Annotated in this window: 25 protein-coding genes; 15 read left to right on the forward strand and 10 right to left on the reverse strand. The window is 50.0% G+C overall.

Annotated features, from left to right (window positions below):
- Nucleotides 1-155: 155 nt before the first annotated feature.
- Together J2Y43_RS27165 and J2Y43_RS27170 are read left to right on the forward strand one after the other, a co-directional pair.
- Entirely contained in the window at nucleotides 156-1472 is a 1317-nt protein-coding gene (locus J2Y43_RS27165; RefSeq protein ID WP_309989445.1) for a UDP-glucose/GDP-mannose dehydrogenase family protein, read from the forward strand.
- A gap of 36 nt (nucleotides 1473-1508) precedes the next feature.
- Nucleotides 1509-2501, forward strand: a complete 993-nt coding sequence (locus J2Y43_RS27170; protein ID WP_309989442.1) for an SDR family oxidoreductase — start codon at nucleotides 1509-1511, stop codon at nucleotides 2499-2501.
- A gap of 129 nt (nucleotides 2502-2630) precedes the next feature.
- Here the strand turns inward: J2Y43_RS27170 and frr are convergent, their stop codons facing one another.
- The 4 genes from frr to dusB form a co-directional block, all read right to left on the reverse strand.
- Complete coding sequence (frr, locus tag J2Y43_RS27175) at nucleotides 2631-3191, reverse strand: ribosome recycling factor (protein ID WP_223400191.1); 561 nt, start codon at nucleotides 3189-3191, stop codon at nucleotides 2631-2633.
- 23 nt (nucleotides 3192-3214) lie between these two features.
- Nucleotides 3215-3937: a UMP kinase gene (gene pyrH / locus J2Y43_RS27180; protein WP_019940260.1), complete on the reverse strand. Its 723-nt coding sequence runs from the start codon at nucleotides 3935-3937 to the stop codon at nucleotides 3215-3217.
- Nucleotides 3938-3998: 61 nt separating this feature from the next.
- Nucleotides 3999-4526, reverse strand: a complete 528-nt coding sequence (locus J2Y43_RS27185; RefSeq protein WP_309989438.1) for a biotin/lipoyl-containing protein — start codon at nucleotides 4524-4526, stop codon at nucleotides 3999-4001.
- Nucleotides 4520-5509 (reverse strand): tRNA dihydrouridine synthase DusB, encoded by a 990-nt coding sequence (gene dusB / locus J2Y43_RS27190; RefSeq protein WP_309989436.1) that lies wholly within the window; start codon nucleotides 5507-5509, stop codon nucleotides 4520-4522. Before dusB ends, J2Y43_RS27185 begins: the two co-directional genes overlap by 7 nt.
- A gap of 57 nt (nucleotides 5510-5566) precedes the next feature.
- Here dusB and J2Y43_RS27195 point away from each other — a divergent pair, with 57 nt between their 5' ends.
- From J2Y43_RS27195 to J2Y43_RS27210, 4 genes are all read left to right on the forward strand, one after another.
- On the forward strand, nucleotides 5567-6532 hold the full coding sequence (locus J2Y43_RS27195; protein ID WP_309989432.1) for a CPBP family intramembrane glutamic endopeptidase: 966 nt from the start codon (nucleotides 5567-5569) through the stop codon (nucleotides 6530-6532).
- 24 nt (nucleotides 6533-6556) lie between these two features.
- The gene (locus J2Y43_RS27200) at nucleotides 6557-6778 is read left to right on the forward strand and encodes a DUF2007 domain-containing protein (protein ID WP_223400195.1); all 222 of its coding nucleotides are present in this window, start codon (nucleotides 6557-6559) and stop codon (nucleotides 6776-6778) included.
- Nucleotides 6750-7583: a phosphatidate cytidylyltransferase gene (locus J2Y43_RS27205; RefSeq protein ID WP_106596942.1), complete on the forward strand. Its 834-nt coding sequence runs from the start codon at nucleotides 6750-6752 to the stop codon at nucleotides 7581-7583. Before J2Y43_RS27200 ends, J2Y43_RS27205 begins: the two co-directional genes overlap by 29 nt.
- 165 nt (nucleotides 7584-7748) lie before the next feature.
- A complete protein-coding gene (locus J2Y43_RS27210; RefSeq protein ID WP_309989428.1) occupies nucleotides 7749-8504 on the forward strand; it encodes a carboxypeptidase-like regulatory domain-containing protein in 756 nt (251 codons plus the stop codon).
- On the opposite strand, the gene J2Y43_RS27215 is transcribed toward J2Y43_RS27210, so the two are convergent.
- Nucleotides 8501-9307 (reverse strand): UDP-2,3-diacylglucosamine diphosphatase, encoded by an 807-nt coding sequence (locus J2Y43_RS27215; RefSeq protein ID WP_309989426.1) that lies wholly within the window; start codon nucleotides 9305-9307, stop codon nucleotides 8501-8503. The two genes, J2Y43_RS27210 and J2Y43_RS27215, sit on opposite strands and share 4 nt — an antisense overlap.
- A gap of 110 nt (nucleotides 9308-9417) precedes the next feature.
- Here J2Y43_RS27215 and J2Y43_RS27220 point away from each other — a divergent pair, with 110 nt between their 5' ends.
- Nucleotides 9418-10161: a hypothetical protein gene (locus J2Y43_RS27220; RefSeq protein WP_309989423.1), complete on the forward strand. Its 744-nt coding sequence runs from the start codon at nucleotides 9418-9420 to the stop codon at nucleotides 10159-10161.
- 34 nt (nucleotides 10162-10195) lie between these two features.
- Here J2Y43_RS27220 and J2Y43_RS27225 read toward each other — a convergent pair whose 3' ends face one another.
- Nucleotides 10196-10744 (reverse strand): DUF4494 domain-containing protein, encoded by a 549-nt coding sequence (locus J2Y43_RS27225; protein ID WP_309989421.1) that lies wholly within the window; start codon nucleotides 10742-10744, stop codon nucleotides 10196-10198.
- A gap of 147 nt (nucleotides 10745-10891) precedes the next feature.
- Here J2Y43_RS27225 and J2Y43_RS27230 point away from each other — a divergent pair, with 147 nt between their 5' ends.
- The 8 genes from J2Y43_RS27230 (at nucleotide 10892) to J2Y43_RS27265 (ending at nucleotide 19756) form a co-directional block, all read left to right on the forward strand.
- A complete protein-coding gene (locus J2Y43_RS27230) occupies nucleotides 10892-11524 on the forward strand; it encodes a hypothetical protein (protein ID WP_309989418.1) in 633 nt (210 codons plus the stop codon).
- A gap of 32 nt (nucleotides 11525-11556) precedes the next feature.
- Nucleotides 11557-13380 (forward strand): hypothetical protein, encoded by a 1824-nt coding sequence (locus tag J2Y43_RS27235; protein WP_309989416.1) that lies wholly within the window; start codon nucleotides 11557-11559, stop codon nucleotides 13378-13380.
- A 25-nt stretch (nucleotides 13381-13405) separates the two neighbouring features.
- Nucleotides 13406-14170: an exodeoxyribonuclease III gene (locus J2Y43_RS27240; protein WP_309989413.1), complete on the forward strand. Its 765-nt coding sequence runs from the start codon at nucleotides 13406-13408 to the stop codon at nucleotides 14168-14170.
- Between the two features lie 77 nt (nucleotides 14171-14247).
- A complete protein-coding gene (locus J2Y43_RS27245; protein ID WP_309989410.1) occupies nucleotides 14248-14829 on the forward strand; it encodes a Uma2 family endonuclease in 582 nt (193 codons plus the stop codon).
- Between the two features lie 29 nt (nucleotides 14830-14858).
- The gene (locus J2Y43_RS27250; protein WP_309989407.1) at nucleotides 14859-15464 is read left to right on the forward strand and encodes a pseudouridine synthase; all 606 of its coding nucleotides are present in this window, start codon (nucleotides 14859-14861) and stop codon (nucleotides 15462-15464) included.
- Between the two features lie 89 nt (nucleotides 15465-15553).
- Nucleotides 15554-18148, forward strand: coding sequence for a DNA mismatch repair protein MutS (gene mutS / locus J2Y43_RS27255; protein WP_309989404.1), 2595 nt, complete (start codon nucleotides 15554-15556; stop codon nucleotides 18146-18148).
- Between the two features lie 52 nt (nucleotides 18149-18200).
- The gene (locus J2Y43_RS27260; RefSeq protein WP_309989400.1) at nucleotides 18201-19391 is read left to right on the forward strand and encodes a nucleoside permease; all 1191 of its coding nucleotides are present in this window, start codon (nucleotides 18201-18203) and stop codon (nucleotides 19389-19391) included.
- Nucleotides 19388-19756: a DMT family protein gene (locus tag J2Y43_RS27265; RefSeq protein WP_309989397.1), complete on the forward strand. Its 369-nt coding sequence runs from the start codon at nucleotides 19388-19390 to the stop codon at nucleotides 19754-19756. Before J2Y43_RS27260 ends, J2Y43_RS27265 begins: the two co-directional genes overlap by 4 nt.
- Nucleotides 19757-19804: 48 nt before the next feature.
- Here the strand turns inward: J2Y43_RS27265 and J2Y43_RS27270 are convergent, their stop codons facing one another.
- The 4 genes from J2Y43_RS27270 to J2Y43_RS27285 all read right to left on the reverse strand — a co-directional run bounded on the left by J2Y43_RS27270 (nucleotide 19805) and on the right by J2Y43_RS27285 (nucleotide 25153).
- Nucleotides 19805-20476 (reverse strand): RNA-binding protein, encoded by a 672-nt coding sequence (locus J2Y43_RS27270; RefSeq protein WP_309989395.1) that lies wholly within the window; start codon nucleotides 20474-20476, stop codon nucleotides 19805-19807.
- A gap of 169 nt (nucleotides 20477-20645) precedes the next feature.
- Nucleotides 20646-21101: an RES family NAD+ phosphorylase gene (locus J2Y43_RS27275; protein WP_309989392.1), complete on the reverse strand. Its 456-nt coding sequence runs from the start codon at nucleotides 21099-21101 to the stop codon at nucleotides 20646-20648.
- 11 nt (nucleotides 21102-21112) lie between these two features.
- The gene (locus J2Y43_RS27280; protein ID WP_309989389.1) at nucleotides 21113-21625 is read right to left on the reverse strand and encodes an antitoxin Xre/MbcA/ParS toxin-binding domain-containing protein; all 513 of its coding nucleotides are present in this window, start codon (nucleotides 21623-21625) and stop codon (nucleotides 21113-21115) included.
- Nucleotides 21626-21715: 90 nt separating this feature from the next.
- Nucleotides 21716-25153, reverse strand: a complete 3438-nt coding sequence (locus tag J2Y43_RS27285) for a DUF1080 domain-containing protein (RefSeq protein WP_309989385.1) — start codon at nucleotides 25151-25153, stop codon at nucleotides 21716-21718.
- Between the last annotated feature and the right edge of the window lie 32 nt (nucleotides 25154-25185).

The raw sequence follows: 25185 nt of genomic DNA on the forward strand, positions 1-25185 counted from the left end.
CGCTAGCCAGTAACGAACAAATACAAATCGCGAAGGTGAACATTCGCTTAAAAAAATTACTTTTGCAACCGTCCTTACGCACTGGACTTAGTTAAGTACAATTCCCGGATTTTATTAAACAAGTGCCAAAACAGCTATATAATAATTAACCGTTTATGAAAATTGCAGTAGTAGGAACAGGATATGTTGGTTTGGTGACAGGTACTTGCTTTGCCGAGACCGGCAACCAGGTGACTTGCGTCGACATCGACGTCAGAAAGGTGGAACGCCTTCAAAAAGGAGAAATACCCATTTACGAGCCGGGCCTCGACGTTCTTTTCGACCGCAATGTGGCGGAAGGACGCTTGTTGTTTACGACCAATCTGGCCGAAGGTATCAAGGATGCGCAGGTGATATTCCTCGCATTACCAACGCCTCCGGGTGAAGACGGCTCGGCCGACTTGAAATATATTCTCAAAGTTGCCGACGATCTCGGACCGATCCTGGATCAGTATGCGGTGATCATCGACAAGAGCACGGTGCCGGTCGGAACGGCTGAGAAAGTACGCGCAGCAATCGCTAAAAATGCGAAAGTGGAATTTGACGTGGTATCGAATCCCGAGTTCCTCCGCGAAGGCGTAGCCGTGGAAGATTTCATGAAACCCGACCGCGTGGTGGTAGGTACAACCTCGGAAAAAGCCAAAAAGGTAATGGAGAAGTTGTATGCTCCGCTGGTGCGCCAGGGCAACCCGGTGATCTTTATGGATGAGCGCTCGGCCGAAATGACCAAATACGCAGCAAACTCGTTCCTGGCGATGAAGATCACGTTCATGAACGAAATCGCGAACCTTTGCGAGAAAGTAGGTGCCAATGTGGACGATATTCGTCGTGGTATCGGAACCGACAGCCGTATCGGCAAGCGCTTCCTTTTCGCGGGTATCGGATATGGCGGTAGCTGTTTTCCGAAAGACGTGCAGGCACTGGCCAAAACTTCGAAGGACTACGATTACGATTTCCGTATCCTGAAATCGGTGATGGACGTGAATTACGACCAGAAGAAGAAATTGCTCCCAATGGTGGAAAGCTACTTCGCCGGTGACTTGAAAGGCAAGACGATCGCCGTTTGGGGATTGGCATTCAAACCTTATACCGACGACATCCGCGAAGCTCCGGCATTGGAAAACATTGAAGCATTGCTCGAAGCCGGCGCGAAAGTAGTGGCTTACGATCCGGAAGCGATGACGAATGTGAAAGGTATCCTGGGAGATAAAATCACTTTCACCCACACACCTTATGCAGCGCTCGACGATGCGGATGCATTGATGATCTTTACCGAATGGCCCCAGTTCCGTACGCCGGAATTTGAAAAAATGGGTAAACTGCTGAAAAACAAAGTGGTGTTCGACGGAAGAAACCTGTACGAACTCGATCAGATGCGCGAAATGGGTTATACCTATTACAGCATCGGTCGTGAGAAGGTGGTGCCGGCCTGATCATAAAATAGTAAATACTCTAACTTACTCATCTTAATGAAACGTGTTTTAATTACGGGAGCAGCAGGTTTCCTGGGTTCGCACCTCTGCGAGCGTTTTTTAAAGGAGGGAATGTATGTGATCGGGATGGACAACCTGATCACCGGCGATATGCGCAATATCGAACACCTGATGCCCAACCCGAATTTCGAGTTCTACCATCATGATGTGACAAAATACGTGCACGTACCGGGCGAACTCGATTACATTATGCACTTCGCATCTCCCGCCAGTCCGATCGACTATCTTAAAATTCCGATCCAGACGCTCAAAGTAGGGGCAATGGGAACACATAACCTGCTGGGATTGGCCCGTGCTAAAAAATCACGTTTCATTATCGCTTCCACTTCGGAGGTATACGGCGATCCGCTCGTGCACCCGCAAACCGAAGATTACTGGGGCCACGTGAACCCCATCGGGCCGCGCGGCTGCTATGACGAGGCGAAGCGTTACCAGGAGGCGATTACGATGGCTTACCACCGCTACCACGGCCTGGAAACGCGCATTGTACGGATTTTCAATACCTACGGACCCAGAATGCGCCTCAACGACGGACGTGTATTGCCTGCATTCATGGGCCAGGCGTTGCGTGGTGAGGACATTACCGTATTTGGTGATGGTACGCAAACACGTGCATTCTGCTATGTGGATGATTTGGTGGAAGGTATTTACCGCCTGCTGATGAGTGACTATTCGTTGCCGGTCAACATCGGTAACCCGAAAGAGATTACCATCGGGCAGTTCGCAGAGGAGATCATCAAGCTCACCGGTACCGACCAGAAAGTGGTGTACAAGCCGCTTCCGCAGGACGATCCGAAACAACGCCAGCCGGATATTTCGAAAGCAAAGGAAATCCTCGGATGGGAACCCAAAGTATCCCGCGAAGAAGGCCTCCGCATTACATACGACTATTTCCGCAGCCTGCCGAAGGAGCGTCTGTACGAAGAATCGAACCACCGAGGCTTCGAAGGATTCAGCGCGAAAAAATAATTTTTGTTCCCCCGGACTTCAGTCCTGGGCTATATGATCCCATTGCCCCGGACTTCAGTCCTGGGACCTTAATCAAACAAAAAACCCGCCGAAAGCGGGTTTTTGTTTGGTTAAGGTAGGGAATCAGTCTTATACTTCCATGATCTCCTTTTCCTTCACGGAGAATATCTGTTCGATTTTGGCTACAAAGCTGTCGGTCAGTTTCTGAACGCGCTCTTCGCTGGATTTTACCAAATCCTCGGAAACACCTTCCTTGGTCAGTTTACGCAGCGAGTTGTTCGCGTCCTGACGAATGTTGCGGACGTTGATCTTTGCAGTTTCAATTTCGTTTTTGGCGCGCTTTACGAGCTCGCGGCGGCGCTCTTCATTCAATGGGGGAACAGAAATCCGGATCAGCTCACCGTCGTTCGAAGGGGAGAATCCCAGGTTACTATTGCGGATCGCCTTTTCGATGTCGTTAATGATCTTCTTTTCGAAAGGTTTGATAGCCAGCGTCCGTGCATCGGGGGTATTGATTGTTGCCACGTTCTGGATCGGCGTCATTGAACCATAGTATTCGATCTGAAGACCTTCCAGCATCTGGGGAGATGCTTTGCCGGCGCGGATTTTACCTAATTCAATAATAAGGTGTTTGATTGCGCCGTCCATGGTATCTTTGGCGTCGTCCAGATATAATTCTATTTCTTCCATTGTTTTATAGTAAGCTGTATTTTCTATTGATTCGAGATCAGGGTTCCGACGTTGCCACCCATTACGAGATCGTACAGGTTACCGGGCTTGTTCATGTCGAATACGATGATCGGCAGATCGTTTTCCTTGCACAATGTGAATGCAGTGAGGTCCATGATCTTGAGATTTTTGGACAGCGCTTCATCAAATGAAAGCTGGTCATATTTGGTAGCAGTCGGGTCTTTCTCCGGATCGGCGGTATAAACACCGTCTACGCGCGTACCTTTCAAGACCACCTCCGATTCCGACTCGATGGCGCGGAGGCCTGCGGTAGTGTCGGTTGTAAAGTAGGGGTTCCCTGTTCCTGCTCCGAAGATCACCACACGGCCTTTTTCGAGGTGGCGCACTGCGCGGCGGCGGATCAATGGCTCGCAAACCTGCTCCATTTTGATAGCCGACATCAGGCGTGTGTTCATTCCGTGTTTTTCCAGTGAGCTCTGGATCGCCATGCCGTTGATTACGGTTGCGAGCATGCCCATGTGATCGCCCTGCACGCGGTCGATCCCGGATTTCTCCACGGAAGCTCCGCGGAAAATGTTTCCACCACCAATTACGATTGCAACCTGCACGCCTACCTCGGTAATCCTTTTGATTTCCTTGGCATAATTGTCGAGAATGTTAAAGTCGATGACCTGGGCTTTGTCGCCCCCGTTGAGTGCTTCTCCGCTGAGTTTCAGTAATAAACGTTTGTATTTTGGTTCCGGCATGGTTGTGAGTGGTGTTTTGATCCGTAAAAATAAGCGGACGAAGTTCAGAATCACAAGTAATTTAGTGAAACTCCAATAATACCTGGTTTTTTTCCACAATCTGTCCGGGCGTCACTTTCAGCGTTTTAATGACCCCGCTACCCGACGATTTGATCACGTTTTCCATTTTCATGGCTACCAGCACAAGCAGGTTGTCGCCTTTGGCGATGCTATCCCCTTCGGCTACCGCGATCGACTGGATCAGCCCAGGCATAGGGGCTTTTACATTGTTGATCTTTTGAGCGGAACCATTCTGCATGCCCATTTTTTCGAGCAGAAGATCGAGGTCGTCCTTTGCTGTGGTGTGGTAATGCTGGCCGTTGATGAGCAAATGCGTCGTTTTCTCTGCCGGGTTACGGTCGAGGACCTCGATATTGTAGGATTTGTTGTTCCAGATGATGTGAAAGCGGTTGTTGCCAAGCGGTGCAATGTCGCCGTCGAATGCACTACCATCGATAAACCAGCCTTCTTTCCGCTGGTCTATTTCAAATGCATGGTTGTTTTCAGGCTGTTCGGCCTGCGGTTTGTTGCCCACGTTTACTTTCAGCATACCATTTCGCTGTAATCGTTGGAGATTTCTTTGAGGATGCTGTCGAGTTCGTCGAAAGTAGGCGCTTCCACGAGGCGCATTCTGTAAGGTTTGAAGTGTTCCAGCCCTTTGAAATAATTGGTATAATGCCTTCTCATTTCAAAAACACCTGCTACCGGCCCTTTCCAGCGGATGGAGAATTCGAGGTGCCTGCGGCAGACATCCACGCGTTGTTCCATCGTTGGCGGCGGCAATTTTTCACCGGTTTTGAGATAATGCTTAATCTCGTTGAAGATCCAGGGGTTACCGATCGTTGCGCGGCCGATCATGATGCCGTCCACCCCATAGGTGTTTTTGTATTCCAAAGCCTTCTCGGGCGTATCGATATCGCCATTCCCGAAAATAGGGATGGTAATGCGCGGGTTTTCTTTCACTTTGGCGATGAGCGACCAGTCGGCTGCACCTTTGTACATCTGCACGCGCGTACGCCCGTGAATGGACAGCGCCTTAATGCCGATATCCTGCAAACGCTCGGCCACTTCCTGAATGTTCTTGGTATTATCATCCCAGCCCAGGCGGGTCTTTACAGTCACCGGCAAATGCGTCGATTTAATCACCGACTCCGTCATCTTGACCATTTTGGGAATATCCTGCAACAATGCAGCGCCCGCACCCCGGCACGCGACATTCTTCACCGGGCATCCGTAGTTGATATCGATCAGGTCGGGGTTCACGCGTGACGCGATTTCGGCGCACGAGCCCATGGTTTCCACATCGCTCCCGAAAAGCTGGATACCCACCGGTCTTTCGTACTCAAAAATATCCAGTTTCTGAACGCTTTTGGCAGCATCCCGAATGAGCCCTTCCGACGACACAAATTCGGTGTACATCAAATCGGCGCCGTTTTCCTTGCACACTGCGCGGAACGGCGGGTCGCTTACGTCCTCCATCGGCGCGAGCAGCAACGGAAAATCACTCAGTTCTATATTTCCAATCTTAACCATAATCCTTCAATACCACTTCGCAGTAATATGATAATAAACTGTAAATTTACACCAATTATGCAAAATAGTAACCCGAATCTGGTTGTTTCGCGCGTACCCGGCACCTGGGGCAGTTTGTTGGTACTGGTCGGCTTCATGCTTATCGGCATGGCCGTAGGCAATGTACTGGCTGTAATGGTGCTCGCGGTTTACCTCGGTGCGGACACTGAAAGCGTTACAGCCCTGCTCACCCAGCTATTCGCCGAACCCGAAAAAATACCAAACGGATGGAATGCGCTGATGATCATGCAGGGGACTGTCCATTTCTTTTCCTATTTGCTTCCCACGCTCATTTACTGGTTCTATATCGAACGCCGTACAATAAGCGACCTCAGCACTGAGCGCAAACCGGTGTGGTACATTTGGGTGCTGGCGTTTTTGCTGGTACTGGCATTTATCCCGGCAAACAGCAAGTTTATTGAATGGAACCAGGCGATGGATCTGCCGGATGCATTGTCGGGCCTTGAAAAATGGATGCGCGACAAGGAAGACCAGCTTTCGGTGATGACGGAGTTTCTTACGAGTTATACCAGTTTTGGTCAGTTGCTGATCGCATTGTTTGTTGTGACCGTGCTTCCTGCGCTAGGAGAAGAAATCCTTTTCAGAGGGGTGGTCCAGACGAAGCTTTTGCAGGAATTACGCAATGTTCATGTGGCGATCTGGGTGTCGGCGGCAATTTTCAGTGCTATTCACTTTCAATTTTATGGCTTTCTGCCGCGTATGATGCTTGGTGCATTGTTCGGCTATCTGTATTATTGGACCGGCAATTTGTGGGTCGCCATCCTGGCACATTTCGTTAACAATGGTTTTGTGCTGGTAATGATGTACTTACACAATGTGGGTTTGGTAGAAATCAATATCGAAGAGGCAAAATCAATGCCCTTAATGCTCATTACGGCGTCGGTGGCGGTATCAGCAGGTATTCTGGGAGTGATCAGAAAGAACGGCCGGGAGGCGGGGACGAGCGCTTCACGCAACATTTAAGATAATTTAACATTTTGAAAAATAATGGAGGAAAACTGGGCTAAGGCCTACCAGAGCGGACAGGCAATCCGGGCCGAAATTGCCCGGGAGATTTTGGATCAGAACGGAATCGGGGCGGTGATTGTGAACAAGCAGGATAGCAATTACCCGATTTTTGGAAACTTTGAAGTGCATGTGCCCGCGGCCGATCTCATAACGGCCCAAACAATACTAACGAATGAAGAAGCGCTTAAACAACCTGAGTAATTTACAGCAAAGGACCATCACCGGGTTGGCGGGCGTATTTGTCATTATTAGTTGCATTGTTTACAGTGAATGGTCGTTTTTGCTGCTTTTTTGCGCCATCAGCTCCCTCACACAGCTCGAATTCTACAAACTGCTCGGCCTCGACGGTAACCAGCCACTTACATATTATGGCACGTTCTGTGGCACAGTCATGATGCTTCTTGCGTATTTGATTGAGCAGGACATTGTCGAGTTTGAAAACTACTTCATTATCAGCCCGCTGCTGTCGATGATCTTTTTTATCAAACTCTATAAAAAGAACGACCTGAAACCCTTTACGAACATCGGTTTTACGTTCCTGGGTATTATTTACGTCGCATTGCCATTCGCATTGATCATCGTGATGGCGCTGCGGGGAGGGACTTACAATTACGAGATCGTGCTCGGTAGCCTGCTGCTCTTGTGGGCGTCGGATATCGGGGGGTATTTCGCGGGTACCAAGTTTGGAAAAAGGAAACTGTTCGAACGCATTTCTCCCAAAAAATCCTGGGAAGGATCGATGGGCAGTGCCGTCTTTGCGGGTATCATCGCGTTTGCGCTGGGGCATTATTTCCGTACCTTCGAACCCTGGAAGTGGTATTGCATCGGCGCGATCATCGTGGTGGTGGGTACTTACGGCGACCTGGTGGAATCGTTGTTCAAACGGAGCATTGCCATCAAGGACTCGGGGAGCAGTATTCCCGGTCACGGCGGCTTCCTCGACCGTTTCGACGGCCTTTTGCTGTCGGCACCATTTATTGTTACATTTTTGAAGTTATTTTCCTGAGCGAAATCGCTTTGTATAATTCATAGGGCAATGCCCGGTTACTCAGGTCGTTTGTAAAATAAGGAACGGAATTTTACAGGCATTCGGCAAACACTATTTGAAGGGAAATTTATCATCGTGCTAATCAAAGTTTCCGGGTGTTTCCCGGGGCGTAATCTGGAAGGAATGAAACGGAGTCTTTTTATATTTTTCCTCGTGCTGGCGGGAATGTTGTGTGGGCGGGAAGCATTTGCTCAGGGTGAACAGAAGGCGATTATCTTCTCAGGGGTAGTCGTGGGAGGTAAAACCACCGAGCGCTTGCCGGGTGCCACCATTTTTATCGTGAATGCAGGGCGGGGAACGCTTGCCAAAGGCGACGGTTCATTTACTATCCCGGTTTTCCCGGGCGATAGCATCGTGTTCAGTTATGTGGGGTATAAAAAGCAATTTCACATCGTTCCAAGAGGCTACAACTCGGATATCTATTCGGCGATTGTGGCGCTGCGTGAGGACGTGGTAACACTTTCAGGTGTTACGATTTACCCTTATTCAACCGAAGAAGAATTCAAAAAAGCCTTCCTAGCCCTCAAATTGCCCGATCAGGCGGAGCGGGATGCATTGGCCAAGAGCACGGATCCGGATTATATCAACCGCCTTGCCGCCCAAATGCCCAACAACGCACAGACCAACTACCGGTACTCGATGGACCAGCTGATGTTCGGCCGGGAATCCGCGGCGAACAAAGGCTTTGCGACGAGTTTCCCCTTCCTGAACCCATTTGCCTGGGCCAAGTTTATCAAATCCGTCAAAAACGGGGATCTGAAACAAAAGGATTGGAGCAAAGAGCTGAATGCAACCCCGCGTGAAAATATCACGAAGCAGGATTTCATTATACCAAGCCCTGCCGAAACGGAAGCTGCCAAAAAGCGGAGCGGAAACTAGTTCGCCGGTTCAAACTTTTTCAACTGCAAATCATTCCCGTCAAATACGGCATAATGCTGCTGGGTAACCCATTCGCCAAGGTTAATGTAGCGTGAGTGGGCGCTCACGTGCATGTCCAGCACCAGGTGCCGGTGCCCGAAAATGTAATAGTCGTGCGGGGCCGTGGCTTCCACCTCACGGCAATATTGGAACAACCATTCATGATCCGCACCTAAAAAGCGCTCCTCGCCCTTATTCACATTGGCTAACCGGCTGCGTTTCGACCATTCGGAGGCGATCCACATGCCCAGGTCCGGGTGCACGACGCGAAAGAGCCATTGAAAAAAGCGGTTTTCGAATACTTTCTTCAAAAACTTGTAGGTATGGTCCCCTGGCCCCAGGCCGTCGCCATGACCAACGAGGAGTTTTTTTTGCCCCGAGGACGAGGTAATGTTGAAACTTACCGGATTGCGGTAAATGGGGGCGCCGAGTTCTTCGGTGAGATAGCCCGACATCCACATATCATGGTTGCCTGTGAAAATCACGAGCTCTATTCCTTCGTCGGCCAACTCGGCCAGCTTCCCCAGCAAACGCACAAAGCCTTTTGGTATCGCCCGGTTGTATTCAAACCAGAAATCAAAAATATCGCCTACGAGAAAGATGACCTGCGCATCGTGCCTGATCGATTCCAGCCAGCTTACAATGCGCCTTTCGCGCTCACGGCTTGCGGATGCGGTGGGTACTCCGAGGTGAAAGTCCGACGCGAAGTAAATGCGACGCCCCGGGGCAAGGGTAATGTTTTTTTGCTGGAATGAAAGACTCATGTAGATTGGTCAAATGCGGTGCAATTTACGATGTTCGTGGAAAATGCAGTGATGGTATGGTTTTTCAGCAGGCTCTTTCTAGCTTGCATCCATTTTAAAGAACTTGTGAAATGAAACGCTACATATCCATCTTCACCCTCTCGGCGTGCCTCCTTGGCGCTGTTTTGCCGGCATCGGCACAGGCCCCGAAAAAGATCCCCGCCGACAAGCAGCGCATTACGCTCTGGAAGCCCGACAAAGGTCAGTACTATTTTAGCCACGCGCTGGTTTTCGATTATCAGAACAAAGCGGATAAGACTGCCGGAACGATCAAAATCCACCTGGATCCGGTTACTGGTGCCATGTGTTTTGTAAAAGAGACAAGTTTCGGGCAAGGCGGCAAGTCGTTTGACTTCGTGATAGGTTTCCCCGACGGGAAATACATTTTCTGCGGCACGGATGAGGACGGGAAGAAAGTCAGGATTAATGAAGTGGTGAAAGAATTCAAGCCTGATGCAGATACCAAAAAGCAACAGCAGGACGATTTCAAAACCTACGTCGTTCCCACGGAAAACAAAAGAGAGGAATTTGGCTTGGCGAGCACCGAGTACGACCTGACGTACGCCACTTCGGGCAGTCAGGAGAAAATCTGGCTTATCCACACACCATTCAGCGTGTATCCACTCTACGGCCTGGAGTTCGTCGAAAGCGCCGTTAGCTTACCCGTTTCGTTCGATTATATGAACCTGCTGCCTTCGGATTTGCTGCTTTCGGAGATCAATTCGAAGGATGTGGTATTGAAACTGAAAAGCTTTGGCAAGGATCCTTACACGGCGAATGCCAAGGGTTATACAGTATTGAAAGTGAACGACTAAGCAAACGGGGCGCCTTCCAGCGCCCCGTTTTATTTTATGCATTTTCGGCTGGTGCCGCCTCGGCTGTTTCTGCTTCGGGTGCCTCCGCCTGTGCGCGTTCGGCCATTACCTCGGATAACGGACGCATATTGGCAGGAATTTCCGGCTCCTTATCTTCATCTGCCGAGTACGGGAACACGTCGAGGATCGGCGTGAGGGTAATGTCAGTCACCTCGTAAGGGATCAGGAAGTTGCGCATGCTTTCGTTGATCCGGTCGAGGGCTTGCTGGATGCCTTCCGCGTTGACCAGCATATAATTCACGATTTTTTTCTCCTTGCCGCTTTTTTCATCCACGGAGAAGTAAATGACCTTTGCTTTAAACCACTGTTCGCCTTCTTCATAAGAGAAAAGATCGGCGAGGCGCATTCTGCTGATGGCCGTCACGCTGAAATCGCTGGCGTCGGTGAGGATCTGCTTGTACAGCCTCGCTTCCGACTCGGTGTATGAAACTGCATCCACGAGGTACGTCTCATTGATCGTTTTCAACCTTCCTGCTTCATCTTCTTTTTGATACCGAATTTTTCCTAAATACCAGCTGGCCATTGTTCGTGTTGATTGGGTGAAAATTAGAGTGTGCAAATGTAGAGGCTGGCTCGAAAGCACGCAAAAAAATAACACCAGAAACTAATAATCCCCGCCCCGGGTATGCGTTCTGATACCTACTGTTTAACTTGCGTAAAATACATTGTAATGAAAAAACACATTTGGTTGGCTGCAATTGTCCTTGTTGCGGCTGTAATGACAAGTTGCGGCGTGAGTCGCCAGGTTTCGGAAGCGAAGGTTTTTGGTGATTGTAAATATGATATTGCGTCGGTAGATAGCGTTTATCTCGCCGGCATCGACATCCGCGAGTTCAGGAATATCAGGAGTTTCAGCGATTTCGATCTGGCCAGGTATCCGCGACTGGCAATGGGACTGTTACGGAAAGACGTGCCTCTGAACCTTCGGGTGAATGTGGACATCACCAATCCTACCCGCAAACGGGCGGCGATCAACCAGCTGGAATACAAAGTGCTGCTCACAGAAAGCGAAATTTTCAACGGATATCTGAGCCAGTTGATAGAAGTAATGCCGGGCACCACGCCTACACGTGTACCCGTAAGCTTGCAAACCAATGCGTACCAGTTGCTTTCGAACGACAAAACGCGCGATCAGTTTGTGGACATGATCCTCGCCCTCACTGGCAAGTCGGATGCCAAGCCATCGAAGTTTGTTGTGAAAGTGAGGCCGACGCTGGATATTGCCGGAAAGCAGGTCAATTATCCCGGGTACATTACTTTTGAAAAAGAAATAACCAGCCAGATGATGACCGGAACCCGGTAAGCAGGCGCATTCAGTTCCCAAACACCTACGTTTTGAAGCTATTTCTCGAAGATCCTCATCTGTTTGAGTATTACAGCCTTGTTGTTGTGCTGCTGCTACTGTTTGGAGCTACGTTTTTGGTAGAAAAAATAAAGTCCTGGCGGCAATGGACCGGTATCGGCCTCATTTTGCTGCCTGTTCTCTATTTTTTCATTCTCCTCGATGCACACCTCGTCAATATCCCTTACACCGACGATTTTAACCTGCTCGAAACCGTGCAGAAACTGCGCAATTCAGGAAGTGTGATGGAAATGCTGAAAGCGCTTTTCGAGCAAGTGAACCAGCACCGGTTTGGCTTCGAGCGAATCGTTATGTTGATCATGTTCGTGTTCACCGGCACGGTCAATATCAAAACGCAAATCATCATCGGGGATCTTTTCATGCTGGGCATAGGGTATTTACTTTACCTGAGCCTGAAACGGGAGGGAATTTCATGGTATTGGTTCATTCCCGTTCCCTACATACTTTTCAATCTGGTTTACTTTGAAAACGCTTACTGGGGAATTGCGGCGCTGCAAAACACACCGCTGATCTTCTTTGCGATGCTGACCGCCTATGGCCTGGCGCGTGACGATGAGAAGGGCTTCCGCATTGGGCTTATTGCTGCATTGCTCACCACCTTTACGAGCGGCAGCGGACTACTCGCTTGGATCGTGGGAATGATTATACTGGTGTTTCAGAAACGGTTCAAAAACCTGCTTTGGTGGCTCGCGGCCAGCATTGCGGTACTCATGTTCTATTTCTTTTTCGATTACCAGTTCGTCAGCTCCCAGGGTGAAAAAGTCTGGAATCACCCGGTTTTCAATGCGATCTTCGTGATGGCGTTCTGGGGAAATGCATTGTATCTCGACGTCCGGCATCCGCTCGTGCCGGTGTTTCATAAAGACATGATCGCTTGTGTCGTGCTGGGGGCCGGTATCACATTCATTTTCGCGGCCTGGGCATTACGGATACTGCTTGCACGCAAGCCCACCTGGTCGGACTGGTTCCTGCTGGGCACAATGATGTTTATCATGGGTACGGGTGCGATGTTCGTCATCAGTCGGCCGATCAACAACTACGTGATGTACGGCGGCACCGTGTTTTCGCGACGGTACATGATATTCGGGATCGTGCTGGTCGCGGCCTGCTATGTGTGTGTGGTTATTGTTTTGAAAAATTTCAAATCCTGGAAAAAACTGGCTGCCATTGTTGCGATGCTGTTTTTTGTAGGGTTGAATTTCGTGAGCTATTTTACCTCCATTGTATCAATACGAAAGCTGCACGACGACCTGGTGATCGACAGCTACTTTTGGAAAAACTACAAAACATTCCTGACGATCGGGGACTTGTTTACCGACATCCCGTTCTGGAACCACCCCACGCGTATGCGCGATCTGATCATCAGCCTTGAATCGGACGGAATTACGGATTTTTACCAGTTTTATGATATGCCTGCGCAGGAAGATCTGATTCGCCAGACGAAGTCAGGAAACCCATTCGCTGGGAGATTTGACGCGCAGTCTCAGTACAGAAACGGCGAAAGCAATCATTCGGTGAAGTATTTCAAATTTTTTGTGACGCCGGAGAAAGTGCAAAAGGAAGCCTTTTACATTGTCCTGGAATCGGAGCAGCATACGATCGTGCTCCCCGCGGTTCCGGAACCCAATACGGTTTCCGATTTTTTACAAAAAGCCTCATATTACAGCAACAATTACCAGTACTCGCTTTACAAGGCAAAGCTTCCCGAGGGAAAATACCGTGCGTGGATCATGTCGCGCGGCGAATCCGGAAAATGGGAATCGGCCGCTACCGGAAAGCAAGTACTATTTTACTAGGCCTGCCAACGCCTGCCCCTCATTTATGCAAATACTTACCTACAATCTGAACGGCATTCGCGCCGCATTAAAAAACGGCCTGCTCGACTGGCTTCAAACCACGCCGGCCGATGTTCTTTGTTTCCAGGAAGTGAAGGCGACCCCCGATGTCGTCGACCTTTCGGGCTTCCGGGAGCTGGGTTATGAACTGGCGGGCTGGCATGCAGCCGAGAAAAAGGGTTATAGCGGGGTCGCGATATTTTCCAAAATCAAGCCGGACCATGTAGTGGAAGGATGCGGTATTCCGGCCTACGATTCGGAAGGACGTGTGTTAAGAGCTGATTTCGGCGATATCACTGTGCTGAACTGCTATTTCCCCTCGGGTACCAGCGGCGATGTGCGCCAGAGCGTGAAAATGCGCTTCCTTGCCGACTTTTTTGTTTGGGTAAATGAATTGAGAAAAGAACGTCCGAACCTGATCATCTGCGGCGACTATAACATCGCGCATACTGAAATTGATATCCACGACCCGGTAAGGAACCAGAAATCGTCCGGCTTCCTTCCCGAAGAGCGCGCCTGGATGACCGAATGGTTTGCGAATGGCTACACCGACGCCTTCCGTTTCATGAACCCGACATTGCGCCAATACTCCTGGTGGACCTACCGCGCCGGCGCCCGCGGCAATAACAAAGGCTGGCGTATCGATTACATTTCCGTAGCCGATACGATCAAAGACCGCATCATCGCCGCCCGCCAGTACAACGACGCTGTCCATTCGGACCACTGCCCGGTGTGGTTGGAAATTCAGTAGGGTATAGGGGTAAATGTATGTTTTAATGCCGGTGATAATTGTTTATTTTTGGTAGAAGCGAAAAAACTCAATGACCTATGGATGCGGAAATGCAGGTGACTTTAAGAATGGTTAGCCCGATGAGTGATGAAGAATTCTTTGAGTTCTGCCAAATAAACGACACACTGGAGTTCGAAAGGGACTCGCATGGAAATATTATAGTTATGTCACCAACTGGATCAATCGGGGGAGGGTTTAATGCAGATGTAATTACTGCTTTAAATGTTTGGAATAAACAGGCGGGTCTAGGAAAAGTCTTTGAATCATCTTCTGGTTTTAAGTTGCCGGATGGTTCCGTTAGATCGCCGGATGTGTCGTGGATCAGGAGGGAAAGGTGGAATGCTCTTTCTAAAGAGGAAAAGCAGAAATTTGCCCCGATTTGTCCGGATTTCGTTATTGAAATCCGTTCCATATCTGACGGTTTGCAATATTTAGTGGACAAAATGAAAGAATACATTGCAAACGGAGCCCAACTGGGCTGGCTAATTGACAGTTTCGATGAAAAGGTTCATGTTTTTCGCATCGATGGAACTGTCGAAATCAAGCAAATCAATGAAATTCTTTCTGACGAGGAAATTCTTCCAGGCTTTTCAATTGACCTTACCGAATTTCTGGAATAGCTATTTTTTGTTCACTAATATTCTCCATTTTGTTCCAATACTACCTCATCTACAAACCTTTCGGAATGCTCTCGCAGTTCTCCCGCGAAGGCGATCACCAAACACTGGCCGATCTCGATTTTACATTTGCCAAAGACATTTACCCGGTTGGCCGCCTCGACGCCGATAGCGAGGGGCTTTTGTTGCTGACCAATGATAATTTCCTTAAAACAAAACTGCTCGAACCGCGCAACAGACACACGCGTACGTATTACGTGCAGGTGGAAGGCGAGGTGACGGACGAGGCTTGCAGGCAGCTTTCCAGCGGTGTGAACATTTCCATTAATGGGAAACAATACAAAACACTGCCTGCCGAGATCTCGAAAATAGCGGAACCGGAGCTCCCGGAACGGAATCCGCCGATCCGTTTCCGGAAGAATATCCCTACTTCCTGGCTATCGGTTACATTGCATGAGGGCAAGAACCGGCAGGTACGTCGAATGACGGCGGCAGTCGGTTTTCCGACGCTCAGGCTGGTGCGCTGGTCTATCGGAAAAATTTCATTGGCGGATAAAAAAATAAATCCTCCTAAACCAGGGGACGTATGGGAAGTTACACCGAAAGAGGCTAAACTTTTTTATGAAAGGACCTTTTGACGAGGGGATAAATCATTTGCCCTGACTTGCCAAACCGGAGAGAAGGCTTAATTTTGTACAAATCCTTGTTCTTAAAATTAGGCTGATAATTGGCAAAGGCACACAAAGAAACTCCGCTTAATAAACAATACAATCAGATTAAAGCCAAATACCCCGGAGCATTGCTGCTTTTCCGGGTTGGTGACTTTTACGAGACTTTCGGAGAGGATGCGGTAAGGGCTTCCAAAATCCTGGGCATCGTGCTCACGCGCCGGAATAATGGCGGTGCACATGAGGAGCTTGCGGGTTTTCCACACCATTCACTGGACAACTACCTGCCCAAACTCGTTCGTGCAGGCGAGCGCGTGGCGATTTGCGATCAGCTCGAAGACCCGGCGGCCGCGAAAGGTATTGTAAAACGCGGGGTAACGGAGCTGGTTACGCCCGGCGTGTCGTTCAACGACAATGTGCTCGATATCCGTAAAAACAATTACCTGGCGGCGATACACGTCGGTAGCGACGGCCTTTACGGGATCGCTTTTCTGGATATTTCGACGGGCGAATTCATGGCATCGCAGGGTAATGCGGCGTACGTGGATAAAATGTTGCAAGGCTTCGGCCCGGCTGAGGTACTGTATTGCAAAAAGCACAAGCAGGAATTCAACGAACTCTTTGGAGGGAAATACCATACTTTTCACCTGGAAGACTGGTGCTTTGGCTATGATTACGGCTATGAGCAACTTACAGGGCATTTTCAGACCACAACCCTAAAAGGTTACGGCATTGAATCGCTCCCGCTGGGCATCATCGCCGCGGGGGTAATTTTGCATTACCTGCGTGAAACCGAGCACAAGGAAGTTGCGCATATCAGCCGCATTACGCGGTTGGAAGAGGAGAAATATGTATGGCTGGATCGTTTCACCGTTCGTAACCTGGAACTCGTGTACGCCCAGCAGGAAGGTGGCGTGCCGCTGATCGACATTCTCGACCACACGGTTACGCCAATGGGCGCAAGGCAGCTGCGGAAATGGATGGTATTGCCGTTAAAAGACAAGGCGCCCGTAGAGGAGCGCCTGAGCGCGGTGGCGCATTTCCTCGCACACGAGGAGCTCCACGAATCACTGGTCGGGTATTTCAAGCAAATCGGTGATCTGGAACGCCTGATTTCCAAAGTGGCAGTGCGGCGTATCAATCCAAGGGAATTGGTTCAGCTTAAAAAATCATTGAAACAAATTGCCCCCGTAAAGGAACTACTGACGGGCGGAATGCTGGATAAATTCGCGGCGCAGCTGGATGCTTGCGGTACATTGGTTGATAAAATCGAGCGCGAACTCCGCGATGATGCTCCCGTACTCTCCAACCAGGGACGGATGATCCAAAGCGGCGTAGACAGTGAACTGGACGAGTTGCACGCTATTTCTTACGAGGGCAAGGACTACCTGATCAAACTCCAAAACCGCGAGATCGAACGGACGGGCATCGGTTCACTGAAAATAGCCTATAATAAGGTTTTTGGTTACTACCTCGAAGTTACCCACGCACATCAGAGCAAGGTTCCTTCGGATTGGATCAGGAAACAGACGCTCGTGAATGCGGAGCGGTACATTACCCCCGAACTCAAAGAATACGAAGAAAAAATCATGAATGCGGAGGACCGCATTTCGGCGATCGAATTCAGGATATTCAGTGAAATTGTTCAAACGGCTTCGGAATATGTGGCCGCTATTCAGCAAAATGCGCAGGTAGTATCAGCGCTGGATGTGCTGAGCTCGTTTGCATTGGCTGCCCGGAAGAACAAATACGTGCAACCGGTGATCAGTGAAGGCAACGAGCTGGATATCAAGGAGGGGCGTCACCCGGTGATCGAGCAGCAATTGCCCGTGGGCGAAAGTTACGTGCCAAACGACGTTTACCTCGACGATGCCAGCCAGCAGATTATCATTATCACGGGTCCGAACATGGCCGGTAAGTCGGCATTGCTTCGGCAAACGGCATTGATCGTGCTAATGGCGCAAATGGGTAGCTTCGTCCCGGCCAAATCGGCGACAATCGGCCTGGTCGACAAGGTTTTCACCAGGGTAGGAGCGAGCGATAACCTGAGCAAAGGAGAAAGTACCTTCATGGTCGAAATGACCGAAACGGCCAGCATCCTCAATAACCTGAGCAGCAAAAGCCTCGTGCTGATGGACGAGATTGGCCGGGGAACGAGCACCTATGATGGCGTTTCCATTGCCTGGGCCATTACCGAATACCTCCATAGCCAGTCGAATTGCAGGCCCAAAACGCTTTTCGCAACGCACTACCACGAACTAAATCAGCTTGCGGAAGATTTTCCGCGCATCAAAAACTTCAATGTGGCTGTAAAGGAAGTGGACAACAAGGTGGTGTTCCTGCGGAAACTCAAACCCGGCGGCAGTGCGCACAGTTTCGGTATCCACGTGGCGCAGATCGCCGGTATGCCGCAACCGATTGTGTTGCGCGCGAGCGAGATCATGCAGCACCTGGAAAAGGACCACGTAGCACATGAGCACAAGAAGCGGGTGAAGGATATTCCTAAAAACAACTTCCAGCTCAGCATTTTCGAGCCGGCAGACCCGAAGCTCGACGAGTTGAAAGAAAAGCTGCTGCTCGTGGATGTCAACACTTTATCGCCGATCGAAGCATTGCTGAAACTGAACGAGTTCCAGAAGCTTATCAAAAAGTAAATTCATTTTCAATGTTATACCAATCAATCTCCTACAACCGCTAACCTAGTTTATGAAAAATTCGACCCGCTTTCAGTTGATGGCCATGATGTTCCTGCTCTATTTTGTGTGGGGCGCATGGTACGGGCAAATGAGCAAGTATATGTTTACGGAATTGGGCGCAACGGGCGTCCAGGTGGGAAATGCCTACGCGGCATTCTCCATTGCGATGATCATCGCGCCATTCTTCGTGGGGATGATCGCCGACCGTTATTTCGCGGCACAAAAAGTGTTGGGAATCCTGAATTTGGTGGGCGCGGGCATTCTGTATGTGTTGTCGGAGGTAAAAGATCCCGACACGTTCTTCTGGGTGATCCTCGCCTATTGCATCACTTTCGCACCGGCGATGTCGCTCACGACATCCATTGCCATGCAGCAGGTGACCGATTCTGAAAAGGATTTTCCAGCGATCCGCGTTATGGGAACAGTCGCCTGGATCGCCGTAACGAACATTGTCGGATACTATAAGATCGGTGATACTGCGCTAATCTTCAAGATCTCGATGTATACCGCGGCATTTCTGGGGGTTTACTCTTTCTTCCTGCCTAACACGCCTCCAAAACCAACTTCACACACGTCTTTCTCGGATATCCTTGGTTTGGATGCGTTCAAATTGTTCAAAGACCGCTCTTTCGCGATCTTCTTCATCTCTTCGCTGCTGATCTGTATTCCGCTGTCATTCTATTATGCGATGGCGAACCCGTCACTGACGGATTCCGGTATGACCAACGTGGAGAATAAAATGTCCCTCGGGCAGGCTTCCGAGGTCGTATTTATGTTGCTGATCCCGTTGGCATTTTCACGTTTTGGTGTGAAATGGATGCTCGTAGTAGGGCTTATCGCCTGGATCATTCGTTTCATTGGCTTCGGTTATGGCGATGCTTCCAGCGAATGGCTGCTTTACCTGGCAATCGTGCTGCATGGTGTTTGTTACGACTTTTTCTTCGTTACCGGCCAGATTTACACCGACAGCAAAGCGGGCGAGCAATACCGTTCCTCCGCACAAGGCCTGATCTCCATCGCTACCTATGGTATCGGTATGGGTATCGGTTCGTGGATCGCCGGTGTGGTGGCTGACATGTACACGGTCGACAATGTGAAAAACTGGACGTCGATCTGGATGGTGCCGGCTGGTATCGCAGCCGTAGTATTGGTTCTTTTCGTGTTATTCTTCCGCGACAACAAAGTTAAAGCTGCTTCATGAAATCATTCCTGACCATCGGCCTTCTGGTATTGTCCAACGCTTTCATGACGATGGCGTGGTACGGACATTTGAAATTCAAGGAGATGGCCTGGTTTAGCAAACTGGGGCTGTTCTCCATTATTCTCATCAGTTGGGGAATAGCCCTGTTTGAATATTGTTTTCAGGTACCTGCCAACAGGATCGGCTTCAAGGAGAATGGCGGCCCGTTTTCTCTGGTAGAGCTGAAAGTGATACAAGAGGTGATCACCTTGGTCATTTTCATGGTTTTCACCCTGGTCTTTTTCAAAACGGAGACCTTCCGGTGGAACCACTTCGTCGGGTTCCTATTCCTCGTCCTGGCGGTTTATTTCATATTCAGGAAATAAAAAGAGCCTGCAAGCGAAACTTGCAGGCTCTTTTTTCAATGTGATATCTCAATCCCAATCGTCGTCGCCACCAAACCGGCGACCGTAGTCTTTCGAACCGCCTCCGCCTTTTTTGCTGCTGTAACGATCTTCCATTTTGGGTCTGCCTCCCTGATGGCGGTTATGGTCATGTCCGCGGTCGTAGTGCCCCTTGTCGCGTTGTTTATCGGGCTGGCGGAAGTTGTTACCCCCTCCCGAGAAGCCCCGGTCGCCAAAGCTGCGTTCGGCAGGCCTTGCCGGTGCGCTGGGCGCATCGTCATCGTCCTGATCGTCGTCGTCAAGAGATGGTTCTTGCCGGGTATAATCCCTTCCTGTATTTCTATCTTGAGTATAGGGCGTTCTGTTGCCTGGACCGTCATTTCCCGCCGGTCGTGGCCGGTTAAAGCCTTCCCGGCTGCGCGTATCAGGGCGTGAAGTACCGCCGCCGTCGCTTCTGGGTTCTCTCTTCTGGGATTCGTTCACCACCAGAGGTCTGCCATACATATCCGCCCCATTCAACGCATTGATGGCAGTTCTCGCTTCTGTTTCATCGGGCATTTCAACAAACCCGAACCCTTTGCTTTGACGCGTAATTTTGTCAATGATAATTTTCGCTGAGCTCACTTTACCGTACTTTTCGAAAGCTTCACGCAGCTCGCTTTCCTTTAACTTAAAAGAAAGACTACCAACAAAAATGTCCATGAAACGCCTTGATTTTATTGATTTTAGATGTAATAAATATATTTTACTTTATCCACTCAAGAGCCAAAGCCGGCTTATTTACTTTTCTTGGTCTTGATTTTCTGATTATTATATCAAAGCTAAATAAAATTGCCCAAAGTGATCCAAGGGGACATTTTTTAATTTTTTTCTATAATTTGAGTCTGACGTCATAAATAAAATCCCTGACCGACCCAATCGCATACGCCTTGGCTTTATGAAACAGCGGATTGAGCAGGTAATTAAATTCGTCGTCGATGATTGCCGAAGGGATTTTGATGATCCCGTAGTCGGCTTTCCGGAGCAATGCAGTGCCAAAATCTTTGGTCGAGGCTGGTGCAGGCGCATCTTTCCAGTCACCCGGCAAGGCGCTTGCAGGCAAGTCTAAAATGTAGGTAGGATCTATTTCAAATGCGGTAATGCTCAGTGCCCTCGGAATGTCGTCGATATTCACATTGGCGGTGTACTCCAGCAAAGCCAGCGCACGGCTTTCCGAAGTATAAATGCAAGGCGTAAGCGGATGATTCCAGCGACCGCCATGCAGGCGTGCTCCCTCGCCATCGAGGTCGCGGGCGTATCGTGTGCGCCCGACTCTGTAAACGACCATCAGCTACGGCATTAAGAATAAACCCCGTAATCGATCCGGCCAATCAGATTTTTGACTTCCTCGCGGCCAAACTGATTGTCCATAAAATCAAAGGGCCGCTGACCGCCTAATGCCTGATTAGGCCTGAAAACCCAGTGGTTGAAGCGCTCCACATCCTCGAACACCTCGTAGCCATAGGAATAAATATCCGCAAGGCTCACGATCCGCTCACTCAGGGATTGGTTAAACTTCTCATCCCCCTTTTTGTTGATCAGTGTCGCCCGCGCGACCAACAATGCATTGGCCAGTTGATCATAATCCAGGCCTGCCTTGTCTTTAAACCGCTCAAAATCATTTTTGCTGATCCCTTTCCGGATCATATCGATTTTCTGAAAACTCGTCATCTGGCTTTCAGGCTTTTGAAGGGAAGTTTTGAAGATGATGCCAGGGTGCTGCGCACCGTGGTAGGCGACGTAAGGCTCATTAAAAGTGGCGCCCGGAGCGTCATCAGGCTCGGGGTAAGGCTTGGGTGTGTGCTTTTTCATCGTGATTTAAATATCTACTAAATCAAGTATAATTTTATACTAAATCTACGAAAATAAAAATGCCCCGCAAATAGCGAGGCATCTTCAAAATCACTTTTTCTTCTTATTCTTTTTCTTTCCGGTCTCAACAGGTTCGGGAGCGACTTTGCTTAGGTCCTTGATGCGGATGTTCCTGAATTTGAGCTCGGAACCGTGGCCGAGGAACCCGAGGTGGCCGCTGGTCCTTTTCAGTCCCGGGTGGTCCTTATGGTCGGCGGTGCCGTTTTTGCTGGCTTCTGCGAGATCGCCATCCAGGATCACGGTGCCGTTGAGTGTTACCTTAATTTTCGAGCCCTGCACCCGTACCTCTTCGTAATTCCATTCGCCAACGGGTTTCAGATAACCTCTTTTGGCAGGAATAATGCCATAGGCGGAGCCGTGGTACTGGTACTCGTGCAAATCCTTGTAAATATCCGCGTCGTTGTCCAGGATCTGAATTTCTGTTCCCACGTAAGCCGCGTCGCCTTCCATTGGCGTGCGGATGCCCAGGCCGTTGTTTGCACCCGGCGTAAGCTGGAATTCGAAACGGAAATCGAAGTCGCTGTACTCGTCCTTGGTATACAGGTTGCCTTTGCCGCCCTTTTTAGGATCAACAACCAGCTCGCCGTTCTGGATGAAGTAGTCGGTTTTGTTGCCCACCCATTCAAACATATTGGTACCATCGAAGAGGACTTTGAAATCTTCCTTCTGCTCTGCTTCCGGTAATGTAAATTCCGGACGCGGGATTTCACGAACGTAAATGTCGCGGTAGTGGATCTCGTTGCCGTGCGCTTGCAATTCGAGCTGCTCTTTCGCGAAGATCGGCAAGTTGCGGTCCCAATAGTTTTCCAACACCACATTATCCACCACATTTTCACCATTCAGGTCCACCGAAACACGATCACCGATCATCGTGATATGGAATGTATTCCATTCGCCAATCGCATTGTCGGCTACTTTCGAAGGCTTGCTCGGGTTTTTCTGGTTGTTATAAAGCCCTCCCGAGCCCACCTGCGCGCCTACGCTTACACGGGAGGTGTCCCAGATCTGCACCTGCGGCGTACCTCTAAGATAAATGCCCGCATCACCGTCTTTCTGGATTTTCCAGTCGACGTACATTTCGAAATCACCGTATTGCTTCACAGTGCAAAGGTTATCACCATGGCCGGAGAACACGAGTTCGCCATCTTTGGCAAACCAATCTTTGAATGCAGCCTCATCCGCTTTTTTCTGTTTGAAAGCCAGCGTGTCGGCGCTCATTTTACGGCGTGCGATTGGGTTTTGTACCAAACCCTTCCAACCGGAGAGGTCTTTGCCATTGAATAGCGACACAAAACCTTCACCAGCCGGCAACTCCGCCAAATGCTTGCGGATCGATTCGCGTTGGTAGTCAGCGTCCTGTCCTTTCAAAATCGGTCCGGCTTTGGTCAGAAGCTCCCGGATTTCAGCGCTGTACAGGTTTTTGTTAGCCAATGCGATGTTCATTACCGCCTGCGCCGCAGCCTGCTGTGTGCCTGCGTTATCCAGGTATTTTCCCGCCAGTATCAGCGAATTGAAAGTTCTGTTTCTTCCCAGTTCCTTGATAATCGCCTCTTTCTGCGCATCGGTTTTAGCGATCGCCAACGCTTCACGGAGCATAATCACCTTGTTGGCGGCCGTTTTGCCGGATTTCGCTGTCGCGGCTACATAACCCGTCAATGCGGCATTGAAATCGTCTGAGTCACTGGTGTTGCGTGCGATCGCCAGCAACTCTCCGGCCGCGCTCGCATCGGACCATGCCGAAAGGGCTGCAATGGCCGATTTTTTCTTTGCCGCATCTCCGTTTCCGTAGGCTTCCACCACCGATTTGAGCGCTTTTTTACCACCGATACCAGCCAGAACCGCAAGGTAATTGCCTTGTTTATCAGCAGGGGCAGCTTGTATTTGTTTCAAAACAGCGTCTGTCTGGCTGTTCACATCACCGCTTTCCTTAATCGCCACATTCACCGCGCTCTGCGTAGCCGCAATTTCGTCAGCATTGGAAACCGTGTTAAGCAGGGTATAGAGTTGAGGTAAATCGTTACCCGTAGCCAGCGATTTCAATGCACTGAAAGCTGATTTCCGGACTTCGGGATTCGTATTTTTCAACTGCGCGGAAACAACCGGAAGCTTAGAGCTCGCTCCTCGTGCAGCTAATACGTCGATCAATGCCGACTGCGAAGCAGCAGGAAGAGTAGGGATAGCAGTTGCCACCTGATCCACGAGCGAGGTACCTTTGATCGTCAGCAAGCTGCTTTTCACTGCCGCGATTTCATCTGCATTGGCGGTTTTCAAAACCGGAATCAGTTTGGCGACGCTGCTTTCCTGTCCGATTCTCCCCGCGGCCCAAACCGCAGCCGTTTTTACTCTGCCATCCTTGGAAGCCAGGGCTTTCAAAACTACCGGCAACGCGTCTTTCGACTCTGCGCGGCCCAGCATGGTGATAATCTCGGCCTGGACGGTAGGGTTAGCCTTTTTGTATGCATTCAGCCACGGGGTAGTGCCATCGGCCATCAGGTATTTCTGGCCCAGTTTCAATGCAGCAGCGCGGTATTGCGCGTCGGTGCTCTGCAATGCGCTTACGAGCACGGGTACGGATTCCCGCTTTTTGATATCCGAATAGATCTTCAATGCAGAAGAGCGTGTTGCCGACTGCTTCACATCAGGTGTAGCCTTGATCAATGCGAGCGTTGCCTTTTCAGCAGAGGCGGCATTGCCATTGGCTGCCAGATTTGCGAGGTATTTGAGGTAAACAGCAGTTGCGTCGGCTTCATCGTAGCCGTAAGCAGCCTTCTGAGCGGCCCCTGCGAGGATACTTTCAGAAGAAGGTGAGCCAATTTCCGAAAGCGCGTAAAGGCTGACCTTGCGGAGGTTACGCTCGGAGCTGGTGGCCGTTTTTTCAATCGTGGTGGCTGCTTCTTTGTAATGCGTGCCGCCCAATGCCTCAGTAATCGCGAGCTGTGCGCTTCCGCTGGCATTACCCAATGCTTGCAGTAACGCGGCACCCGCAGCTGGCGAGCCGATGCGTGCCAATGTCCGTGCGGCAGGTTGCGAAAGTCTTTCGTCTTTAAGATACCCTTTCAAAACATCTACCGACTCATCCTTTCCAACCGTTTGAAGCTGGTAAATGAGGAAGTTTTTGCTGTCCGGATCGCTTACCTTCGACAATGCTTCGCCATAGGCTTCCGCAGCGTCTTTGCGCAGGGCCTCTTTGCCTGCTTGGGAAGCATAATAGGTGAAACCACCCAATGCATACTGGATTTTGGTATTGTCCCCTTTGCCGAGCGGCGTCAGCATGGAGGCGATCTGCACCAGGCCGGGTTTGCCGAGCTGGGCGAGTTCATCCATGTTTTTCTTCAACGCAGCCTCATTCTGTGAAGGGAGCTTTGCCAACACCGCCTTCACTTTGGCGTCGAGCGAGTTGTCGGATTGGGCCATCAGCTGCGAGGATGCCAGGCAGAGGGCCATAATAGGGTAAAGTCTTTTTTTCATCGGATATGCCGGTGCTGCAAGCGCGGAAGGCT

It is taken from the genome of Dyadobacter sp. BE31, assembly GCF_031457695.1.
In the GTDB taxonomy this organism is placed as follows: domain Bacteria; phylum Bacteroidota; class Bacteroidia; order Cytophagales; family Spirosomataceae; genus Dyadobacter.

Excerpts from the sequence above, each read along its gene's own strand:
- J2Y43_RS27280 (WP_309989389.1), bottom strand. The coding sequence starts at position 21,625 with ATGAAAAAGCACACACCCAAGCCTTACCCCGAGCCTGATGACGCTCCG.
- pyrH (WP_019940260.1), bottom strand. The coding sequence starts at position 3,937 with ATGCCGGAACCAAAATACAAACGTTTATTACTGAAACTCAGCGGAGAA.
- J2Y43_RS27205 (WP_106596942.1), top strand. The coding sequence starts at position 6,750 with ATGAAGAAGCGCTTAAACAACCTGAGTAATTTACAGCAAAGGACCATC.
- J2Y43_RS27210 (WP_309989428.1), top strand. The coding sequence starts at position 7,749 with ATGAAACGGAGTCTTTTTATATTTTTCCTCGTGCTGGCGGGAATGTTG.
- J2Y43_RS27215 (WP_309989426.1), bottom strand. The coding sequence starts at position 9,307 with ATGAGTCTTTCATTCCAGCAAAAAAACATTACCCTTGCCCCGGGGCGT.
- J2Y43_RS27275 (WP_309989392.1), bottom strand. The coding sequence starts at position 21,101 with ATGGTCGTTTACAGAGTCGGGCGCACACGATACGCCCGCGACCTCGAT.
- J2Y43_RS27265 (WP_309989397.1), top strand. The coding sequence starts at position 19,388 with ATGAAATCATTCCTGACCATCGGCCTTCTGGTATTGTCCAACGCTTTC.
- J2Y43_RS27200 (WP_223400195.1), top strand. The coding sequence starts at position 6,557 with ATGGAGGAAAACTGGGCTAAGGCCTACCAGAGCGGACAGGCAATCCGG.
- dusB (WP_309989436.1), bottom strand. The coding sequence starts at position 5,509 with ATGGTTAAGATTGGAAATATAGAACTGAGTGATTTTCCGTTGCTGCTC.
- J2Y43_RS27165 (WP_309989445.1), top strand. The coding sequence starts at position 156 with ATGAAAATTGCAGTAGTAGGAACAGGATATGTTGGTTTGGTGACAGGT.
- J2Y43_RS27185 (WP_309989438.1), bottom strand. The coding sequence starts at position 4,526 with ATGCTGAAAGTAAACGTGGGCAACAAACCGCAGGCCGAACAGCCTGAA.
- J2Y43_RS27285 (WP_309989385.1), bottom strand. The coding sequence starts at position 25,153 with ATGAAAAAAAGACTTTACCCTATTATGGCCCTCTGCCTGGCATCCTCG.
- J2Y43_RS27220 (WP_309989423.1), top strand. The coding sequence starts at position 9,418 with ATGAAACGCTACATATCCATCTTCACCCTCTCGGCGTGCCTCCTTGGC.
- J2Y43_RS27245 (WP_309989410.1), top strand. The coding sequence starts at position 14,248 with ATGGATGCGGAAATGCAGGTGACTTTAAGAATGGTTAGCCCGATGAGT.
- J2Y43_RS27270 (WP_309989395.1), bottom strand. The coding sequence starts at position 20,476 with ATGGACATTTTTGTTGGTAGTCTTTCTTTTAAGTTAAAGGAAAGCGAG.
- J2Y43_RS27225 (WP_309989421.1), bottom strand. The coding sequence starts at position 10,744 with ATGGCCAGCTGGTATTTAGGAAAAATTCGGTATCAAAAAGAAGATGAA.
- J2Y43_RS27240 (WP_309989413.1), top strand. The coding sequence starts at position 13,406 with ATGCAAATACTTACCTACAATCTGAACGGCATTCGCGCCGCATTAAAA.
- J2Y43_RS27260 (WP_309989400.1), top strand. The coding sequence starts at position 18,201 with ATGAAAAATTCGACCCGCTTTCAGTTGATGGCCATGATGTTCCTGCTC.
- J2Y43_RS27230 (WP_309989418.1), top strand. The coding sequence starts at position 10,892 with ATGAAAAAACACATTTGGTTGGCTGCAATTGTCCTTGTTGCGGCTGTA.
- J2Y43_RS27195 (WP_309989432.1), top strand. The coding sequence starts at position 5,567 with ATGCAAAATAGTAACCCGAATCTGGTTGTTTCGCGCGTACCCGGCACC.
- frr (WP_223400191.1), bottom strand. The coding sequence starts at position 3,191 with ATGGAAGAAATAGAATTATATCTGGACGACGCCAAAGATACCATGGAC.
- J2Y43_RS27170 (WP_309989442.1), top strand. The coding sequence starts at position 1,509 with ATGAAACGTGTTTTAATTACGGGAGCAGCAGGTTTCCTGGGTTCGCAC.